The sequence below is a fragment of the Streptomyces sp. MK37H genome (genome assembly GCF_018035285.1).
Lineage (GTDB): Bacteria > Actinomycetota > Actinomycetes > Streptomycetales > Streptomycetaceae > Streptomyces > Streptomyces endocoffeicus.
Window position 1 is genome coordinate 1 of the sequence record NZ_JAAAYH010000060.1, and the last position, 14277, is coordinate 14277.

Genomic DNA, 14277 nt, shown 5'->3' on the forward strand with positions numbered 1-14277 from the left:
GCTGGGCGTGGGCTCGGGGGACGCACCCCGGCCCTCGATCAGCACCACCGCGCCCGCCGGGTCCACCGAGACCCGCGCGCTCCAGTGCCCGGCCGGCTCCCGATCGTGGTCCACCGAGACCGTGATGGTCGTGGAGTCGCCGGGCCGCAGCACCCCGGCCGTGTGGTTCAGCTGGAGCCAGGGCGCCCCGGCGGTGGCCGACCAGTGCACCGGTGAACCGCCGGACGCGGTGAGGGTGATGACCGTCACATCGCCCTCGGGATGGGCCGTGACCGTGAGCCGCCCCGGCCCTGGCGCGGGCCGGGAGGGTCCGGAGCCGTCCCCGGGGCGGCCGCCACCGGCCGGGGAGCCGTCGGGGCGAAACACCTCGCCGCCCTTGTGCCCCGGCCGCTCCACCACGCCGTCCGCGTCGATCACCTCGACCGACACATCCGACGCCCCACGGCCCGCCTTGGCGCTGCGCGGGCCGGAGCCGATCCGCGTGCCGGAACGGTCCTGCGCGCTGCCCGTCTGCTCGTACGAGCGCCGGGCGGGCCGGTCCTGACCGGCCGGGGCCTGGTCCGCGCCATCCGCGTCGGCGGCGGCCACCGAGTCCGTGTCGCGCTCGTCACCGGCGAGCGGGGCGCCCCGGTAGGCGGCCCACAGGGCGAGCACCGGGGCCGCCACGACTGTGGCGACCACCGTCGTGGTCAGCACGCGGCTGCGCATCCGGCTGCGGCGGGCGGCCCGGTCCTGGGGCTCCAGCGGAAAGCCGCGCCGGTCGAACCGGGGCCCGGCGCCCGCGCGGGCGGGCCGTCGGCCCCGCGCGCCCAGCAGCGCGGCGTGCACGGCGGCGCGGGGGGCCTCCACCACCGGCAGCTCGGCGGGCGCGGCAGCCGTACCGGGCCAGGGTCCGTCGGCCGTGGCGCGCTCGGCCATCCGGCGGCACTCGCGGCAGTCGTCCACATGGCGCACCAGCTCACGGCGGAGCGCGGCGGAGAGCAGCACCTGGGTGTCGCCCGCGAGCCGCGCGACCACCGGGCAGTGGCCGAGTTCGACGACGGCGAGCGCCGCGCGGGTCCGCTCCACCTCACAGGCGGCGCTGGAGAGCAGGGCGCGGGTCTCCTCCTGGTCCTTGCCGAGCACGGCGGCCACCTCGGAGGGGCCCAGCCGGTGGCGCACCGCGAGCTCGAGCGCCTCGCGCTGCTCGGCGGAGGTCCCGGCGGCCTCCGGCCAGGCCAGCGCGGCCAGTTCGCGGCGGCGCTGGGCGGCGATGGACTCGGGCAGCTCGGCCGCGGTGCCGTCGCCCGGGGTGTCCGTCCCCGTACGGCCACGGCGCTCGGCCAGTTTGCGCAGACAGGCCCAACGGGCGACCGCGTAGAGCCACGGACGGGACAGCTCTCCCTCCGCCGTCACCCGGCCCCTCCCCCGGCCGGTGCGGCGCTCGGCCACCGCCAGTACGTCGCCCACCGCGGCGGCCGCGGCGTCGTGCTCGCACAGGGCCGACAGGCAGTACGTGAACAGGCCGTCCAGGTACGGCTCGTAGCGTTCCGGAGGCCGCTGGGGGCGGGTGGTGGTGGAGCGGGGCGCACGGCGCCGCGCCCGCTGTGCGCCGGTGGTCTGTGTCGAGTGCTCGGACCTGCTGCTCATCACCCGGCGACGGTAGGCGGATGATGCAGACTTCCTCGCGCCACTTGCACTGTTTTAACCCTTACGGGTGACCATCTCCCTCATAAGGGGACAGGTGTCCCCCTCCGGTGGCCGCAACCTGCTATGCGCCGGGCGCCCTCCGGAGGGCCGATGAACGGGCCGGTGAACGGACCGGTGAACGGGCCGTGAACCCGCCGGTGGACGGACCGGTGAAGGGGACGATGAGGGGCCGATGTGGAGGGCCCTGACCGGCGCCGTTCGGCTCTGTCGGTGGGCGACGCTAGCGTTACGGCATGGCTGCCCGTAGCTCCTCCCGCTCATCCGCCAAGGACCGGCCCTCCTACCGCTGTACGGAGTGCGGCTGGACCACCGCCAAGTGGCTCGGCCGCTGCCCGGAGTGCCAGGCGTGGGGCACGGTCGAGGAGTACGGGGCGCCCGCGGTCCGCACCACCGCACCCGGCCGGGTCACCTCGGCCGCCCTGCCCATCGGCCAGGTGGACGGCCGTCAGGCCACCGCGCGGGGCACGGGCGTGGACGAGCTGGACCGGGTGCTCGGCGGCGGGCTGGTCCCCGGCGCGGTCGTGCTGCTCGCCGGGGAGCCCGGGGTCGGCAAGTCCACACTGCTGCTGGACGTGGCGGCCAAGGCCGCCTCCGAGGAGCACCGCACGCTCTACATCACCGGTGAGGAGTCGGCGAGTCAGGTGCGGCTGCGCGCCGACCGCATCGGCGCGCTGAGCGAGCATCTCTACCTCGCCGCCGAAACCGACCTCTCCGCGGTCCTCGGCCATCTCGACTCGGTCAAGCCCTCGTTGCTCGTCCTGGACTCGGTGCAGACCGTCGCCTCGCCCGAGATCGACGGCGCGCCGGGCGGGATGGCGCAGGTGCGCGAGGTGGCCGGGGCGCTCATCCGCGCGTCCAAGGACCGCGGGATGTCCACGCTGCTGGTGGGTCATGTCACCAAGGACGGCGCCATCGCCGGGCCCAGGCTGCTGGAGCATCTGGTCGATGTCGTGCTGCACTTCGAGGGCGACCGGCACGCCCGGCTGCGGCTGGTCCGCGGGGTGAAGAACCGCTACGGGGCGACGGACGAGGTCGGCTGCTTCGAGCTGCACGACGAGGGCATCACCGGGCTCGCCGACCCCTCCGGGCTGTTCCTCACCCGCCGCGACGAGCCGGTGCCGGGCACCTGTCTGACGGTCACCCTGGAGGGCCGCCGGCCGCTGGTGGCCGAGGTGCAGGCGCTCACCGTGGACTCCCAGATCCCCTCGCCGCGCCGCACCACCTCCGGTCTGGAGACCTCCCGGGTCTCGATGATGCTCGCCGTGCTGGAGCAGCGCGGCCGGATCAGCGCGCTGGGCAAGCGGGACATCTACAGCGCCACGGTGGGCGGGGTGAAGCTGTCCGAGCCCGCCGCCGACCTCGCCGTGGCGCTCGCGCTGGCCAGCGCCGCCAGTGACACCCCGCTGCCCAAGAACCTGGTGGCGATCGGCGAAGTGGGGCTCGCGGGCGAGGTCCGGCGGGTCACCGGGGTGCAGCGGCGGCTGGCGGAGGCCGCCCGGCTCGGCTTCACCCACGCCCTGGTGCCGGGCGACCCGGGCCGGATACCGGACGGGATGCGGGTGCTGGAGGTGGCGGACATCGGGGACGCGCTGCGGGTGCTGCCCCGGCGCCGGGAGCGGGGCGAGAAGGCGCGGGTGGAGGCGGACGACCGGGGCTGACATGGTGGGCCAGGCGTCACCGGAGCGGTGGCGGAAGCGTGGCCGAGTGCGCTGGTGAGGGCGTACGGCAGGGTTGGTGAGCCGAGTGGCGCGCGGCCCAGGGGGAGTCGCACTCCGCATCGCGCCTACGGGCGTACGCCGGGAGACCCCACGGGAGGCCGGTGGCCGCCGGTAGACTTTGCCCTGGTCTCGCCCATACGTGGCCTCGCGCAACGGCATGGCAGGGCGACTCGTGGCACCGACAGACCTTGCGACGGAGGAGTGCAGTGGCAGCAGGCGACCGGGCAACGGCACCCGGCAAGGCCGACGGTCTGATGCGTGCCTCCCTGAGCGCGGTCGCGCCCGGCACGGCGCTGCGCGACGGCCTCGAGCGCGTTCTCCGGGGAAACACCGGCGGGCTGATCGTGCTCGGCACCGACAAGACCGTCGAGTCGCTGTGCACCGGCGGCTTCGTCATCGACGTCGAGTTCACCGCGACCCGGCTGCGCGAGCTGTGCAAGCTGGACGGCGCGCTGGTGCTCGACAAGGACATCACCAAGATCGTGCGGGCCGGGGTGCAGCTGGTGCCGGACGCGGCGATCCCCACCGAGGAGACCGGCACCCGGCACCGCACCGCGCAGCGCGTCTCCATCCAGACCGGGTTCCCGGTGGTCTCGGTCAGCCAGTCGATGCGGCTGATCGCGCTGTATGTGGACGGCCAGCGGCGGGTCCTGGAGGATTCGGCGGCGATCCTCTCCCGCGCCAACCAGGCGCTGGCCACCCTGGAGCGGTACAAGCTCCGCCTCGACGAGGTGGCGGGCACGCTCTCGGCCCTGGAGATCGAGGACCTGGTCACCGTCCGGGATGTGAGCGCGGTCGCGCAGCGGCTGGAGATGGTCCGCCGTATCGCCACCGAGATCGCGGAGTACGTGGTCGAGCTGGGCACCGACGGCCGGCTGCTCTCCCTCCAGCTGGACGAGCTGATCGCGGGCGTGGAGCCCGAGCGTGAGCTGGTGGTGCGGGACTACGTGCCCGAGCCGACCGCCAAGCGCACCCGTACGGTGGCCGACGCGCTCGCCGAGCTGGACCGGCTGACCCACGCCGAGCTGCTCGAACTCCCCATCGTGGCCCGCGCGCTGGGGTACACCGGCTCGCCCGAGACCCTCGACTCGGCGGTCTCGCCGCGCGGCTTCCGGCTGCTGGCCAAGGTGCCGCGGCTGCCTGGCGCCATCATCGAGCGGCTGGTGGAGCACTTCGGGGGCCTGCAGAAGCTGCTGGCCGCGAGCGTGGACGATCTGCAGATGGTGGACGGTGTCGGCGAGGCCCGGGCGCGCTCGGTCCGCGAGGGGCTGTCGCGGCTGGCGGAGTCGTCCATCCTGGAGCGGTACGTCTAAGCGGTCCGCAGGAAGTGCCCCGACCTGCCGTCGATCGTCTGCGACGCCGTCGTGGCTGGTCGCGCAGTTCCCCGCGCCCCTTCGGGGCGCGTCCGAACCGCGGCCGACTTCCGCCGATCCGCTTAGCCCTGAGCCGTACGTCTACGGGGTGTCCGCCGGACCACGCGGCGGAGCCGCATATCGATACTGCGGGAAGGGGCGGAGCCCCGCTCCGGGTCTGGGGCGAAGCCCCAGTTTCGGGAAGGGGCGGGGAGGGGAGCAGCCCGCCGCAGGCGTCACGATCCGTCGGGCACCCCTGGCCGAGGCAGGGCCGCGGCGGGGCACCGCCCGCGTTACGACGCCCCGAAAGCCACTCGTCAGTCCTTCTCCAGGACGAACGACACCTTGGCCGTCCCGAGCCCGTCCACCTTCACCTCGACCAGATACGTGCCCGGCTTGGCCGACGCGCTGCCCGACGGCGTGGCGCAGTGCTCGGCGCTGCGCTCGCGGTCCCACTCCACGGTGCGCTTGGTCTGACCGGAGCCGGGCACCTCGACCAGCGCGGCGGCGCTGCCCTCGGGGCAGTCGTCGGAGGCCCAGACGTGGGCGTTGTGGGCGTCGGTGATGGTCAGCGAGGCCGCGGCGCGCCCGAAGTCGACCTTGCAGGAGCTCGACTTGGTGTTCTTCACGACGATCTCGAAGGTGGGCTTCTCCCCCGGCGCCCAGGTGTTCTTGACCTTGGAGTCCTTGACGCTGCGTACCGTCAGCTCCGCGTCGCCGGGGCGGCAGTCCCGCAGGCTCGATCCGGCGGGCAGGCCCTGCCCGGTCCCGGTGCCGATGCCACCGCCCGCGCCGCCGCCCGATGAGCCACCCGCGCCGCCGGAGCCGCTGCCGCCGCCCGCGCCACCGCCGCTCGCGCCCGCGCCGCCGTCGTCCGAGCCGCCGCCGCTGCCCCCGCTGCCGCCGGAGCCCGAGCCGCCGCTGTCCGACTCGTCGCGCCCGCCGGGCCGTTCGCTGTTGACCGGCCCGGAGGAGGAGGGGCCCGGGGTGATCGTGCTCGCGGGTCCCCCGCCGCCCGATCCCTTGCCCTCGTCACTTCCGCCACCGCCCGAACCACCCCAGCCGAAGGCCCAGATGACCACGAGAATGATGGCGATGAGCAGGGCCAGCGCAACGGCCCTCCGCCGCCAGTAAATGGAGGAGGGAAGCGGCCCGATCGGATTGCGCAGAGATCCCACGCGGAAACTCTACGAGAGATCGGGAGCACTACCGGCCAATAACCCCCGCTCCAGACCCTACTTTTCTCATGATCCGACCGGATCCGGCACATGAGGGGTCCCCCAGACGTCCACTAGGCGCCCCGAGGTCACCCCAGGGGCACCGGAAGACCGCACCCGGGCGCGGCAAGCGGTCATCCGTTCCCGTACGGGCGCCGTATCGCACGATTTGGCAACGACTGGCGCGGCTGAAACCCGAACGCCCGCGCCCTGGGCCCCGCGAGCCGTCCCGTCATGTCAGGATCGGATGCGATGACTGCCATCTCCGCTTCCGCCGTCCCGGCCGCCGCATCCTCCGACCCCGACGGAGCCGTTCTGCACCGGCCCGTCATCGACTGGTTCGACGCGCACGCGCGCGACCTCCCCTGGCGCCGCCCCGAGGCGGGCGCCTGGGGTGTGATGGTGAGCGAGTTCATGCTCCAGCAGACCCCGGTGAACCGGGTGCTGCCGGTGTACGAGCAGTGGCTCGCCCGCTGGCCGCGCCCGGCAGACCTGGCCGCGGAACCACCCGGTGAGGCGGTCCGCGCCTGGGGCCGGCTCGGCTATCCGCGCCGGGCGCTGCGGCTGCACGGCGCCGCGGCCGCCATAAGGGAGCGGCACGGCGGTGACGTACCGCGCGACCACGCCCAGTTGCTGGCGCTGCCGGGGGTGGGTGAGTACACGGCGGCGGCCGTGGCCTCGTTCGCATACGGTCAGCGCCATCCGGTGCTGGACACCAATGTCCGCCGGGTGTTCGCGCGCGCGGTCAGCGGTGCGCAGTACCCGCCGAACGCCACCACCGCCGCCGAGCGCAAGCTGGCCCGCACGCTGCTGCCCGAGGAGGAGCCGACCGCGGCGCGCTGGGCGGCGGCCACGATGGAGCTGGGCGCGCTGGTCTGCACGGCCCGCACCCCCGACTGCGCACGCTGCCCGATCGCCGCGCTGTGCGCCTGGCGGCAGGCCGGTTCACCGGAGCACGAGGGACCGCCGCGGCGCGGCCAGACCTACGCCGGTACGGACCGCCAGGTGCGCGGCAAACTGCTCGCGGTGTTGCGGGAGGCGGTGACGCCGGTGCCGCAGACGACGCTGGACCAGGTGTGGGACGAGCCGGTGCAGCGCGCCCGCGCGCTCGACGGGCTCGTCTCCGACGGACTGGTGGAGCCGCTCTCGGGCGGCCTCTACCGGCTGCCGCTGACCTGAGAACATCCCTCGTCACGGCCCTGTCTGTGACAGACCTGTGACACGCCCAGGACCCGGTTCTGACGCTCAGTCGGGCCGGGTTCCGTTGTTACACAACCTATGGGTAGCTGTGCGTTTGCCGAGGCGTAGTTGCGCATGGCGCCGCAACAGCGCCTCCGTAGCGTCCTTCCCGTGCCGAGCGAGAAGCCGGACACACAGGCGGCGGGGAAACCAGCGGGATGGAGGCTGCACATCATGAGCAGCAGCAATGTTCTGGACTTTGAGGAGTACGTGCGGAATCGGCAGGACGCGCTGCTGCGCAGCGCCCGTCGGCTGATCCCCGACCCGGTCGAGGCACAGGATCTGCTCCAGACCGCCTTGGTGCGCACCTACGGCCGCTGGGACGGCATAGCCGACAAGTCCCTCGCGGACGCCTATCTCCGACGCGTGATGATCAACACCCGTACCGAGTGGTGGCGCGCCCGCAAGCTGGACGAGGTGCCCACCGAGCAGCTCCCGGAGGCGAGCGTCGACGACGGCACCGAGCAGCACGCCGACCGCGCCCTGCTGATGGACATCCTTTCCGTGCTCGCTCCCAAGCAGCGCAGTGTCGTGGTGCTGCGACACTGGGAGCAGATGACGACCGAAGAGACCGCGGAGGCGCTCGGAATGTCGACCGGAACGGTCAAGAGCACGCTGCACCGGGCGCTGGCCCGGCTGCGGCAGGAGCTGGAGAGCCGCGATCTGGACGCCCGCGCGCTCGGCCGTCAGGACGGGGGCACCAAGCCGGCCACCAATGTCCGGCAGCACACGGGTCGGGTCCGGCGCGCCCGCCAGGAGCGGGGGCAGGAACGGTGCGCGGCCTGACCAGGGCCTCTCCCAGCAAGACAGTCATGCTCACCGGCGGCGCGGTCGTGGGCCTCGCGGCCGCCGGCGGCTGGATGCTGGCCGGATGCGGTGATGCGAGCCAGGGGGTGCGCAAGGAGGGACCGGCGAGCACCGAGTGGGCCTCGGCCGCCGCGGACTCCGGTGCGTACGCGGGTGGCCGTGCCACGGGCCGGCCGTCACCGGCTGCCGGGAAGAAGGTCGACGTGATCAAGCTGGTCAAGGCGGATCCGCGCGTCAGCGACGATCTGAAGACGAGCCTCAAGCCCTGCCCCACGGCCAAGGAGCGCGAGGCCAAGCAGGAGATCAAGGGCTATCCGGTGGACGTGACGTCCGGCCGGCTGACCGGCTCCGCCGATTCCGACCTGGTCATCAACGTCATGAGCTGCACCGACGGCTTCGGTATCGGCTCGTATGTGTACCGCAAGGTCGGCGACCGGTACCAGAACGTCTTCAGCGACGAGCAGCCGCCCGTCTACGCCGACGTCGCCAAGGACGAGCTGCGGGTGACGAAGCTCTCCTACACCTCCGGGGACTCGGTCTGTTGCCCTTCGAGCGAGACCGTGATCACCTACGGCTGGTCCGGGGCGGACCGTTCGTTCACGGTGCGGTCCCGCGAGCGCACCGACTACAGCAAGAATGTGCCCAAGGAAGAGGCGACCCCGGTGCCGACCGCGCGCGCCGACGACGGAACGGAAGGCTGAAGCGAGGCTGTGGCCGAGACCCATGTGCTCTTCGTCGAGGACGACGATGTCATCCGTGAAGCCACGCAGCTCGCCCTGGAGCGCGATGGCTTTCTCGTGACGGCCGCGCCCGACGGGCTGACCGGCCTCGAGCGCTTCCGGGCCGACCGCCCCGATATCGCGCTGCTCGATGTGATGGTTCCGGGCCTGGACGGGGTCAGCCTGTGCCGCCGGATCCGCGACGAGTCCACCGTTCCCGTGATCATGCTCTCGGCGCGCGCCGACTCCATCGACGTGGTGCTCGGCCTCGAGGCCGGCGCCGACGACTATGTGACCAAGCCCTTCGACGGCGCGGTGCTGGTGGCCCGCATCCGGGCCGTGCTGCGCCGCTTCGGCCATGCCAGCGGCCCCGGCGGGCGGGGCGCGGAGCCCGCCCCCGAGGAGCCCGACGGCGGGGTGCTGCGCTTCGGCGATCTGGAGGTCGACCCCGAGGGCATGGAGGTCCGCAAGGGCGGCCTTCAAGTGGCGCTCACCCCGACCGAGATGCGGCTGCTGCTGGAGTTCTCGGCCGCGCCCGGCACCGTGCTCTCCCGCGACCGGCTGCTGGAGCGGGTCTGGGAGTACGGCTGGGGCGGGGACACCCGGGTCGTGGACGTCCATGTGCAGCGGCTGCGCGGCAAGATAGGCCAGGACCGCATCGAGACGGTCCGCGGCTTCGGCTACAAGCTCAAGGGCTGAGCGGCATTGCGGAGGTTCGCACTGCGCACCGGCTTGCGGTGGAAGGTCAGCCTCGCCATCGCCGCCGTGAGCACGCTGGTGGCGGTGGTGCTGAGCCTCGTCGTCCACAACGCGGCCCGCGTCTCGATGCTCGACAACAGCCGCACCGTGATGGACGAGCGGGTGAAGGTCGCCCAGCGGTGGTACGAGCAGTCCCGGGTGCTGGGGTTCGGCGCCAAGCTGGACGACCCCCATCTGCCCGAGCAGCTGAAGAAGGAGGCGTGGCGCGGCCAGCGCGCCACCTATCTGGAGGACTCCGGCACCGGCACCCCCGAGGTGTGGGCCTCGGTGCCGCTGCGGAACGGCAAGGTGCTGTCCGTCCACACCAAGTTCCAGGACCGGTTCGCCGTCCTCAACGACCTCGACCGGGTGCTGATCATCGGCTCGGTGGCGGTGGTGCTGGGCGGTATCGCGCTCGGTGTGCTCATCGGCGATCAGCTCTCCCGACGGCTGCGCAAGGCGGCCACCGCCGCCCGCAAGCTGGCCGAGGGCGACTCCGAGGTGCGGGTGGGCGAGTCGATCGGCGGCCGGGTGCGCGATGAGACCGACGATCTGGCGCGTGCGGTGGACGGCATGGCCGAGGCGCTTCAGCAGCGGCTGGAGGCGGAGCGCCGGGTCACCGCCGATATCGCCCACGAGCTGCGCACGCCGGTCACCGGCCTGCTCACGGCCGCCGAACTGCTGCCGCCGGGCCGCCCCACCGAGTTGGTACGGGACCGGGCGCAGGCGATGCGCACCCTGGTCGAGGACGTCCTGGAAGTGGCCCGGCTGGACGGCTTCGCGGAGCGCGCGGAGCTTCAGGAGATAGCCGTGGCCGAGTTCATCACCCGCCGGGTCCGGGCGGTGGCCCCCGACGCTGCGGTCAACGTGGTGCGCGACGCCCATGTCTCCACCGACCCCCGGCGGCTGGAGCGGATCATGGGCAATCTGCTGGCCAACGCCGCCCGGCACGGCAAACCGCCCTTCGAGGTCACCGTCGAAGGGCGGATACTGCGCGTACGCGACCACGGTCCCGGCTTTCCGGAGGAGCTGCTGAAGGACGGGCCGAGCCGGTTCCGCACCGGCAGCAAGGACCGCGCGGGCACTGGGCACGGCCTGGGGCTGACCATAGCCGCGGGCCAGGCGCGGGTGCTGGGCGCCCGGCTGACGTTCCGCAACGCGGATCCGCTGATGGACAGCGGCGACGAGGCGGACGGGGAGTGCCGGGGCGCGGTCGCCGTGCTCTGGCTGCCGGAGTCCGCGCCCACCAACACCGGCAGCTTCCCGATCATCGAGGTGCCGGACTGAGCACTCGGCTCGAAGTGCTGAGCTCGGCTCGGAGTCTCGGAGTCTCGGAGTGCTGAGCGCTCAGCTCGAGGTGCAGCCGTCCCAGGGCTTGCTGAAGTCCAGCTCCTCGCGGGGCTGGGTGAACGAGAACCAGTTTCCGGAGTCGTCGCGGAAGAGCGCCTCGGTGCCGTACGGACGCTCCTGGGGTTCCTGGACGAACTCCACGCCCTTCGCCTTGAGCGCCTCGTAGTCGCGGTGGATGTCATCCGTGGTGAACACCCCGGCGCCGAGCGCACCCTTGGCGACCAGCGTCCTGAGGGCCTCGGCGGACTCCGGGTCGAGCCCCGGTGAGCTGGGCACCATCAGGGTCAGCTGCACATCCGGCTGGTCCTTGGCACCGACCGTCAGCCAGCGCATACCGCCGCCCTCGCCGTCCCCGCCGATGCTCATGTCGGTGCGGACCTCGAAGCCCAGCTTCTCGGTGTAGAACTCCTTGGCCCGGTCCTGGTCGAGGACCCAGACGGTGACGATGGACATCCCCTTGATCATTGCTGCCTCCGGAGGTATCGGGGTGGGCCGCGCACGTCGTCGCGACGTGGCCACGGTAGGCAGCGGCGGATTCATTCCGCTTCTTGAGAATTGCGGTCCTTGGAGCCGGGGGCGCGGGCGTCTCGCCCGCCGTACCACAGCATCGCGTAACACCCCGGGATGACCGCCGCGGCCCGGCCGACGTGCAGGTCCCGGTAGGCGCTGGGGGTGAGCCCGGTCTGCCTCTTGAAGCTCGTGGAGAAGGTGCCGAGGCTGCTGAAGCCGACGAGCGAGCAGATCTCGGTGACCGAGAGATTGACCGAGCGCAGCAGCTCCTCGGCCCGCTCGATGCGGCGCCGGGTCAGGTACTGGCCGGGGGTGGATCCGTAGGCGCCCTTGAAGGCGCGGATGAAGTGATAACGCGAATAGCCGGCGTGCCCGGCGACCGCGTCCAGGTCGAGCGGCTCGGCCCAGTCGCGGTCCATCACGTCCTTCGCGAGGCGCAGCCGGCGCAGTTGCGCCAGCCGCGCCTCGTCCGGCGAGGTCACCATGAGCCCGATGGTGTCATGCCCCACTGACAGCGGCCCCTGATGGCGACCCCGCTCACCCGGACCGTTGGTCAGACGGTCTCGGCGATCGGTACCGCCGCGGCCTCGTCACTGTCGGCCGACTTGGTGGCGGCCCCGCGCAGCGGGACCTCCTTGACGAACCAGGCGGCGACGGCACCGACGATGCTGATCAGCGCGCCCCACAGGAACACCTGATGGGCACCGCTGGCCACCGCGTGGGTGTACGCGTCCCGGATGGGCGGCGGCAGCAGCTTGAGGCTGGCCGGGTCGAGCTGGGCACTCCCGGAGGTGATGGCCGCGGCCTTACCGCCGCCCCGCTCGGTCATGGTGTCCCGCACCTGGTTGGTGAACAGGGCGCCGAGGACGGCGACGCCGAAGGAGCCGCCCAGGGTGCGGAAGAGGGTGGCGGAGGAGCTGCCGACGCCCATGTCCTTCATCTCGACGCTGTTCTGCGCCACCAGCATGGTCGTCTGCATCAGGCAGCCCATGCCCATGCCGAGCACCGCCATGAAGAGACCGGAGGTGAAGCGGGTGGTCTCGGTGTCCATCGTGGACAGCAGGAACATCCCGACGGTGATCAGAAGACCGCCGACGATGGGGAAGATCTTGTACTTGCCGGTCGCGGTGGTGACCCGGCCCGCGACCAGCGAGACGACCAGCATGCCCAGCAGCATCGGGAGCAGCAGCAGCCCGGAGTTGGTGGCCGTGGCGCCCTGGACGGTCTGCTGGTAGAGCGGCAGGAAGGTGGTCGAGCCGAACATCACGAAACCGGTGAGGAAGCCGATCGTGGTGACCAGCGAGAAGTTGGCGTTCCGGAAGATGTGCAGCGGCAGGACGGGCTCGGCGACCCGCGTCTCGACGTAGAGGAACGCGGCGAGCGAGAGGATACCGACCGCCCCGAGCCCGATGATCTGGCCCGACCCCCAGGCGTACTCGTTGCCGCCCCAGGTGGTGATCAGCACGAGCGCGGTGATGCCCACGGTCAGCAGGGCGGCACCGGTGTAGTCGATCCGTCCCCCGGAGCGCTTCTTCGGCAGGTGGAGCACCGCGGTGATCGCCGCGAGGGCGATGGCACCGAGCGGGAGGTTGATGTAGAAGATCCAGCGCCAGCCGAGGTGGTCGGTCAGGGTGCCGCCGACCAGCGGGCCACCGATCATGGCCACGGCCATCACACCTGCCATGATGCCCTGGTAGCGGCCCCGCTCCCGGGGCGGCACCAGGTCACCGATGATCGCCATCACGCCGACCATCAGACCGCCCGCGCCCAGGCCCTGGATGGCCCGGAAGCCGATCAGCTCACCCATGCTCTGCGCCATACCGGACAGTGCCGAGCCGCCGAGGAAGATCGCGATGGAGGTGAGGAAGATGCCTTTACGGCCGTACATGTCGCCGAGCTTGCCCCAGATGGGGGTCGAGGCGGCGGTGGCCAGGGTGTACGCGGTCACCACCCAGGAGAGGTGGTCGAGGCCACCGAGCTCGCCGACGATGGTCGGCATCGCGGTGCCCACGATCATGTTGTCGAGCATCGCGAGCAGCATCGCGATCATCAGCGCGAATATGACCACACTGGTGCTGCGCTGCTTGGGCTCGGCCTTGGCCGGGGGCTGCTGGGCCTCCCGGGCGGCCTGAGCCGGTGCCGAAGCGGATGGCGCTTCGTCGTCTGATTGTTTACGGACCATGTTCTCCGTCTCCCCCTGGATGATGAGAGCCCTGACGCCCACTTACTTGCCGCCCGGCTAGTTCAGTACAGTAGAGAAGGTAAGGCGCCAACTAGCCGGGCGTCAAGTAAGTTACATTCGGCCTGGCCAGGCAGCCAACCACCAGTACAGGAGAGCACCATGGGCAGCACACCGCGGCGGGGCGACACCCGTCAGCGCATCCAGGACGTCGCCCTGGAACTCTTCGCCGAGCACGGTTACGAGAAGACGTCGCTGCGCGAGATCGCCGAGCAGCTCGAGGTCACCAAGGCGGCTCTCTACTACCACTTCAAGACCAAGGAGGACATCGTCCTCAGCCTGTTCCAGGACCTGGGCCGGCCGCTGGACGAGCTGATCGCCTGGGGCGAGCAGCAGCCGCGCACCCTGGAGACCAAGCAGGAGCTGCTGCGCCGCTACAGCGCGGCCCTGGACATCGGCGAGCCGCTGATGCGCTTCATGCAGGAGAACCAGGCGACGGTGCGCGAGCTGAGCATCGGCCAGATCTTCAAGAACCGGATGCTCGCGATGTCCGCCCTGGTCCGGGACCCCGAGGCGCCCCTGGTCGACCAGGTCCGGAGCGTCACCGCGCTGTTCAGCATGCATGCGCGGATGTTCGCGCTGCAGACGGTCGAGGGCGACCCCGAGGACAAGCGGAAGGCTGTCCTGGAAGTCGCCCTCGATCTGCTGAAGCAGGCGCATACGCCATCGGCCCACGGATGACGCATGGGTCAGGCGTGA

13 protein-coding genes are annotated in these 14277 nt (G+C 71.9%); 8 read left to right on the forward strand and 5 right to left on the reverse strand.

The window, feature by feature from the left end:
• On the reverse strand, positions 1 to 1629 hold a 1629-nt coding region (locus tag GWI24_RS11780), incomplete at its 3' end, for a sigma-70 family RNA polymerase sigma factor (protein WP_210945862.1).
• Positions 1630 to 1922: 293 nt separating this feature from the next.
• On the opposite strand from GWI24_RS11780, the gene radA reads away from it, so the two are divergent.
• Positions 1923 to 3347 carry a DNA repair protein RadA gene (gene radA / locus GWI24_RS11785; RefSeq protein ID WP_210945863.1) on the forward strand — a complete coding sequence of 475 codons (1425 nt, stop codon included), beginning with the start codon at positions 1923 to 1925 and terminating at the stop codon, positions 3345 to 3347.
• A 314-nt stretch (positions 3348 to 3661) separates the two neighbouring features.
• Entirely contained in the window at positions 3662 to 4720 is a 1059-nt protein-coding gene (disA, locus tag GWI24_RS11790) for a DNA integrity scanning diadenylate cyclase DisA (RefSeq protein WP_044581604.1), read from the forward strand.
• 356 nt (positions 4721 to 5076) lie between these two features.
• On the opposite strand, the gene GWI24_RS11795 is transcribed toward disA, so the two are convergent.
• Positions 5077 to 5937 carry a hypothetical protein gene (locus tag GWI24_RS11795; RefSeq protein WP_210945864.1) on the reverse strand — a complete coding sequence of 287 codons (861 nt, stop codon included), beginning with the start codon at positions 5935 to 5937 and terminating at the stop codon, positions 5077 to 5079.
• 291 nt (positions 5938 to 6228) lie between these two features.
• On the opposite strand from GWI24_RS11795, the gene GWI24_RS11800 reads away from it, so the two are divergent.
• From GWI24_RS11800 to cseC, 5 genes are all read left to right on the forward strand, one after another.
• A complete protein-coding gene (locus tag GWI24_RS11800) occupies positions 6229 to 7155 on the forward strand; it encodes an A/G-specific adenine glycosylase (protein ID WP_247616225.1) in 927 nt (308 codons plus the stop codon).
• Positions 7156 to 7389: 234 nt separating this feature from the next.
• Positions 7390 to 8001, forward strand: coding sequence for a SigE family RNA polymerase sigma factor (locus GWI24_RS11805; RefSeq protein ID WP_201857127.1), 612 nt, complete (start codon positions 7390 to 7392; stop codon positions 7999 to 8001).
• Between the two features lie 26 nt (positions 8002 to 8027).
• On the forward strand, positions 8028 to 8723 hold the full coding sequence (locus tag GWI24_RS11810) for a hypothetical protein (RefSeq protein ID WP_210945865.1): 696 nt from the start codon (positions 8028 to 8030) through the stop codon (positions 8721 to 8723).
• Positions 8724 to 8732: 9 nt separating this feature from the next.
• Complete coding sequence (gene cseB, locus GWI24_RS11815; RefSeq protein ID WP_210945866.1) at positions 8733 to 9440, forward strand: two-component system response regulator CseB; 708 nt, start codon at positions 8733 to 8735, stop codon at positions 9438 to 9440.
• A 6-nt stretch (positions 9441 to 9446) separates the two neighbouring features.
• Positions 9447 to 10766, forward strand: coding sequence for a two-component system sensor histidine kinase CseC (gene cseC, locus GWI24_RS11820; RefSeq protein ID WP_210945867.1), 1320 nt, complete (start codon positions 9447 to 9449; stop codon positions 10764 to 10766).
• Positions 10767 to 10826: 60 nt separating this feature from the next.
• Here the strand turns inward: cseC and GWI24_RS11825 are convergent, their stop codons facing one another.
• The 3 genes from GWI24_RS11825 to GWI24_RS11835 all read right to left on the reverse strand — a co-directional run bounded on the left by GWI24_RS11825 (position 10827) and on the right by GWI24_RS11835 (position 13521).
• A complete protein-coding gene (locus GWI24_RS11825; RefSeq protein WP_210945868.1) occupies positions 10827 to 11294 on the reverse strand; it encodes a VOC family protein in 468 nt (155 codons plus the stop codon).
• A gap of 71 nt (positions 11295 to 11365) precedes the next feature.
• Positions 11366 to 11824: a helix-turn-helix transcriptional regulator gene (locus tag GWI24_RS11830; RefSeq protein ID WP_374103296.1), complete on the reverse strand. Its 459-nt coding sequence runs from the start codon at positions 11822 to 11824 to the stop codon at positions 11366 to 11368.
• 68 nt (positions 11825 to 11892) lie between these two features.
• Positions 11893 to 13521, reverse strand: a complete 1629-nt coding sequence (locus GWI24_RS11835) for an MDR family MFS transporter (protein ID WP_281789728.1) — start codon at positions 13519 to 13521, stop codon at positions 11893 to 11895.
• Between the two features lie 159 nt (positions 13522 to 13680).
• On the opposite strand from GWI24_RS11835, the gene GWI24_RS11840 reads away from it, so the two are divergent.
• Positions 13681 to 14259 (forward strand): TetR/AcrR family transcriptional regulator, encoded by a 579-nt coding sequence (locus GWI24_RS11840; protein ID WP_210945869.1) that lies wholly within the window; start codon positions 13681 to 13683, stop codon positions 14257 to 14259.
• The last annotated feature ends 18 nt before the right edge of the window (positions 14260 to 14277 follow it).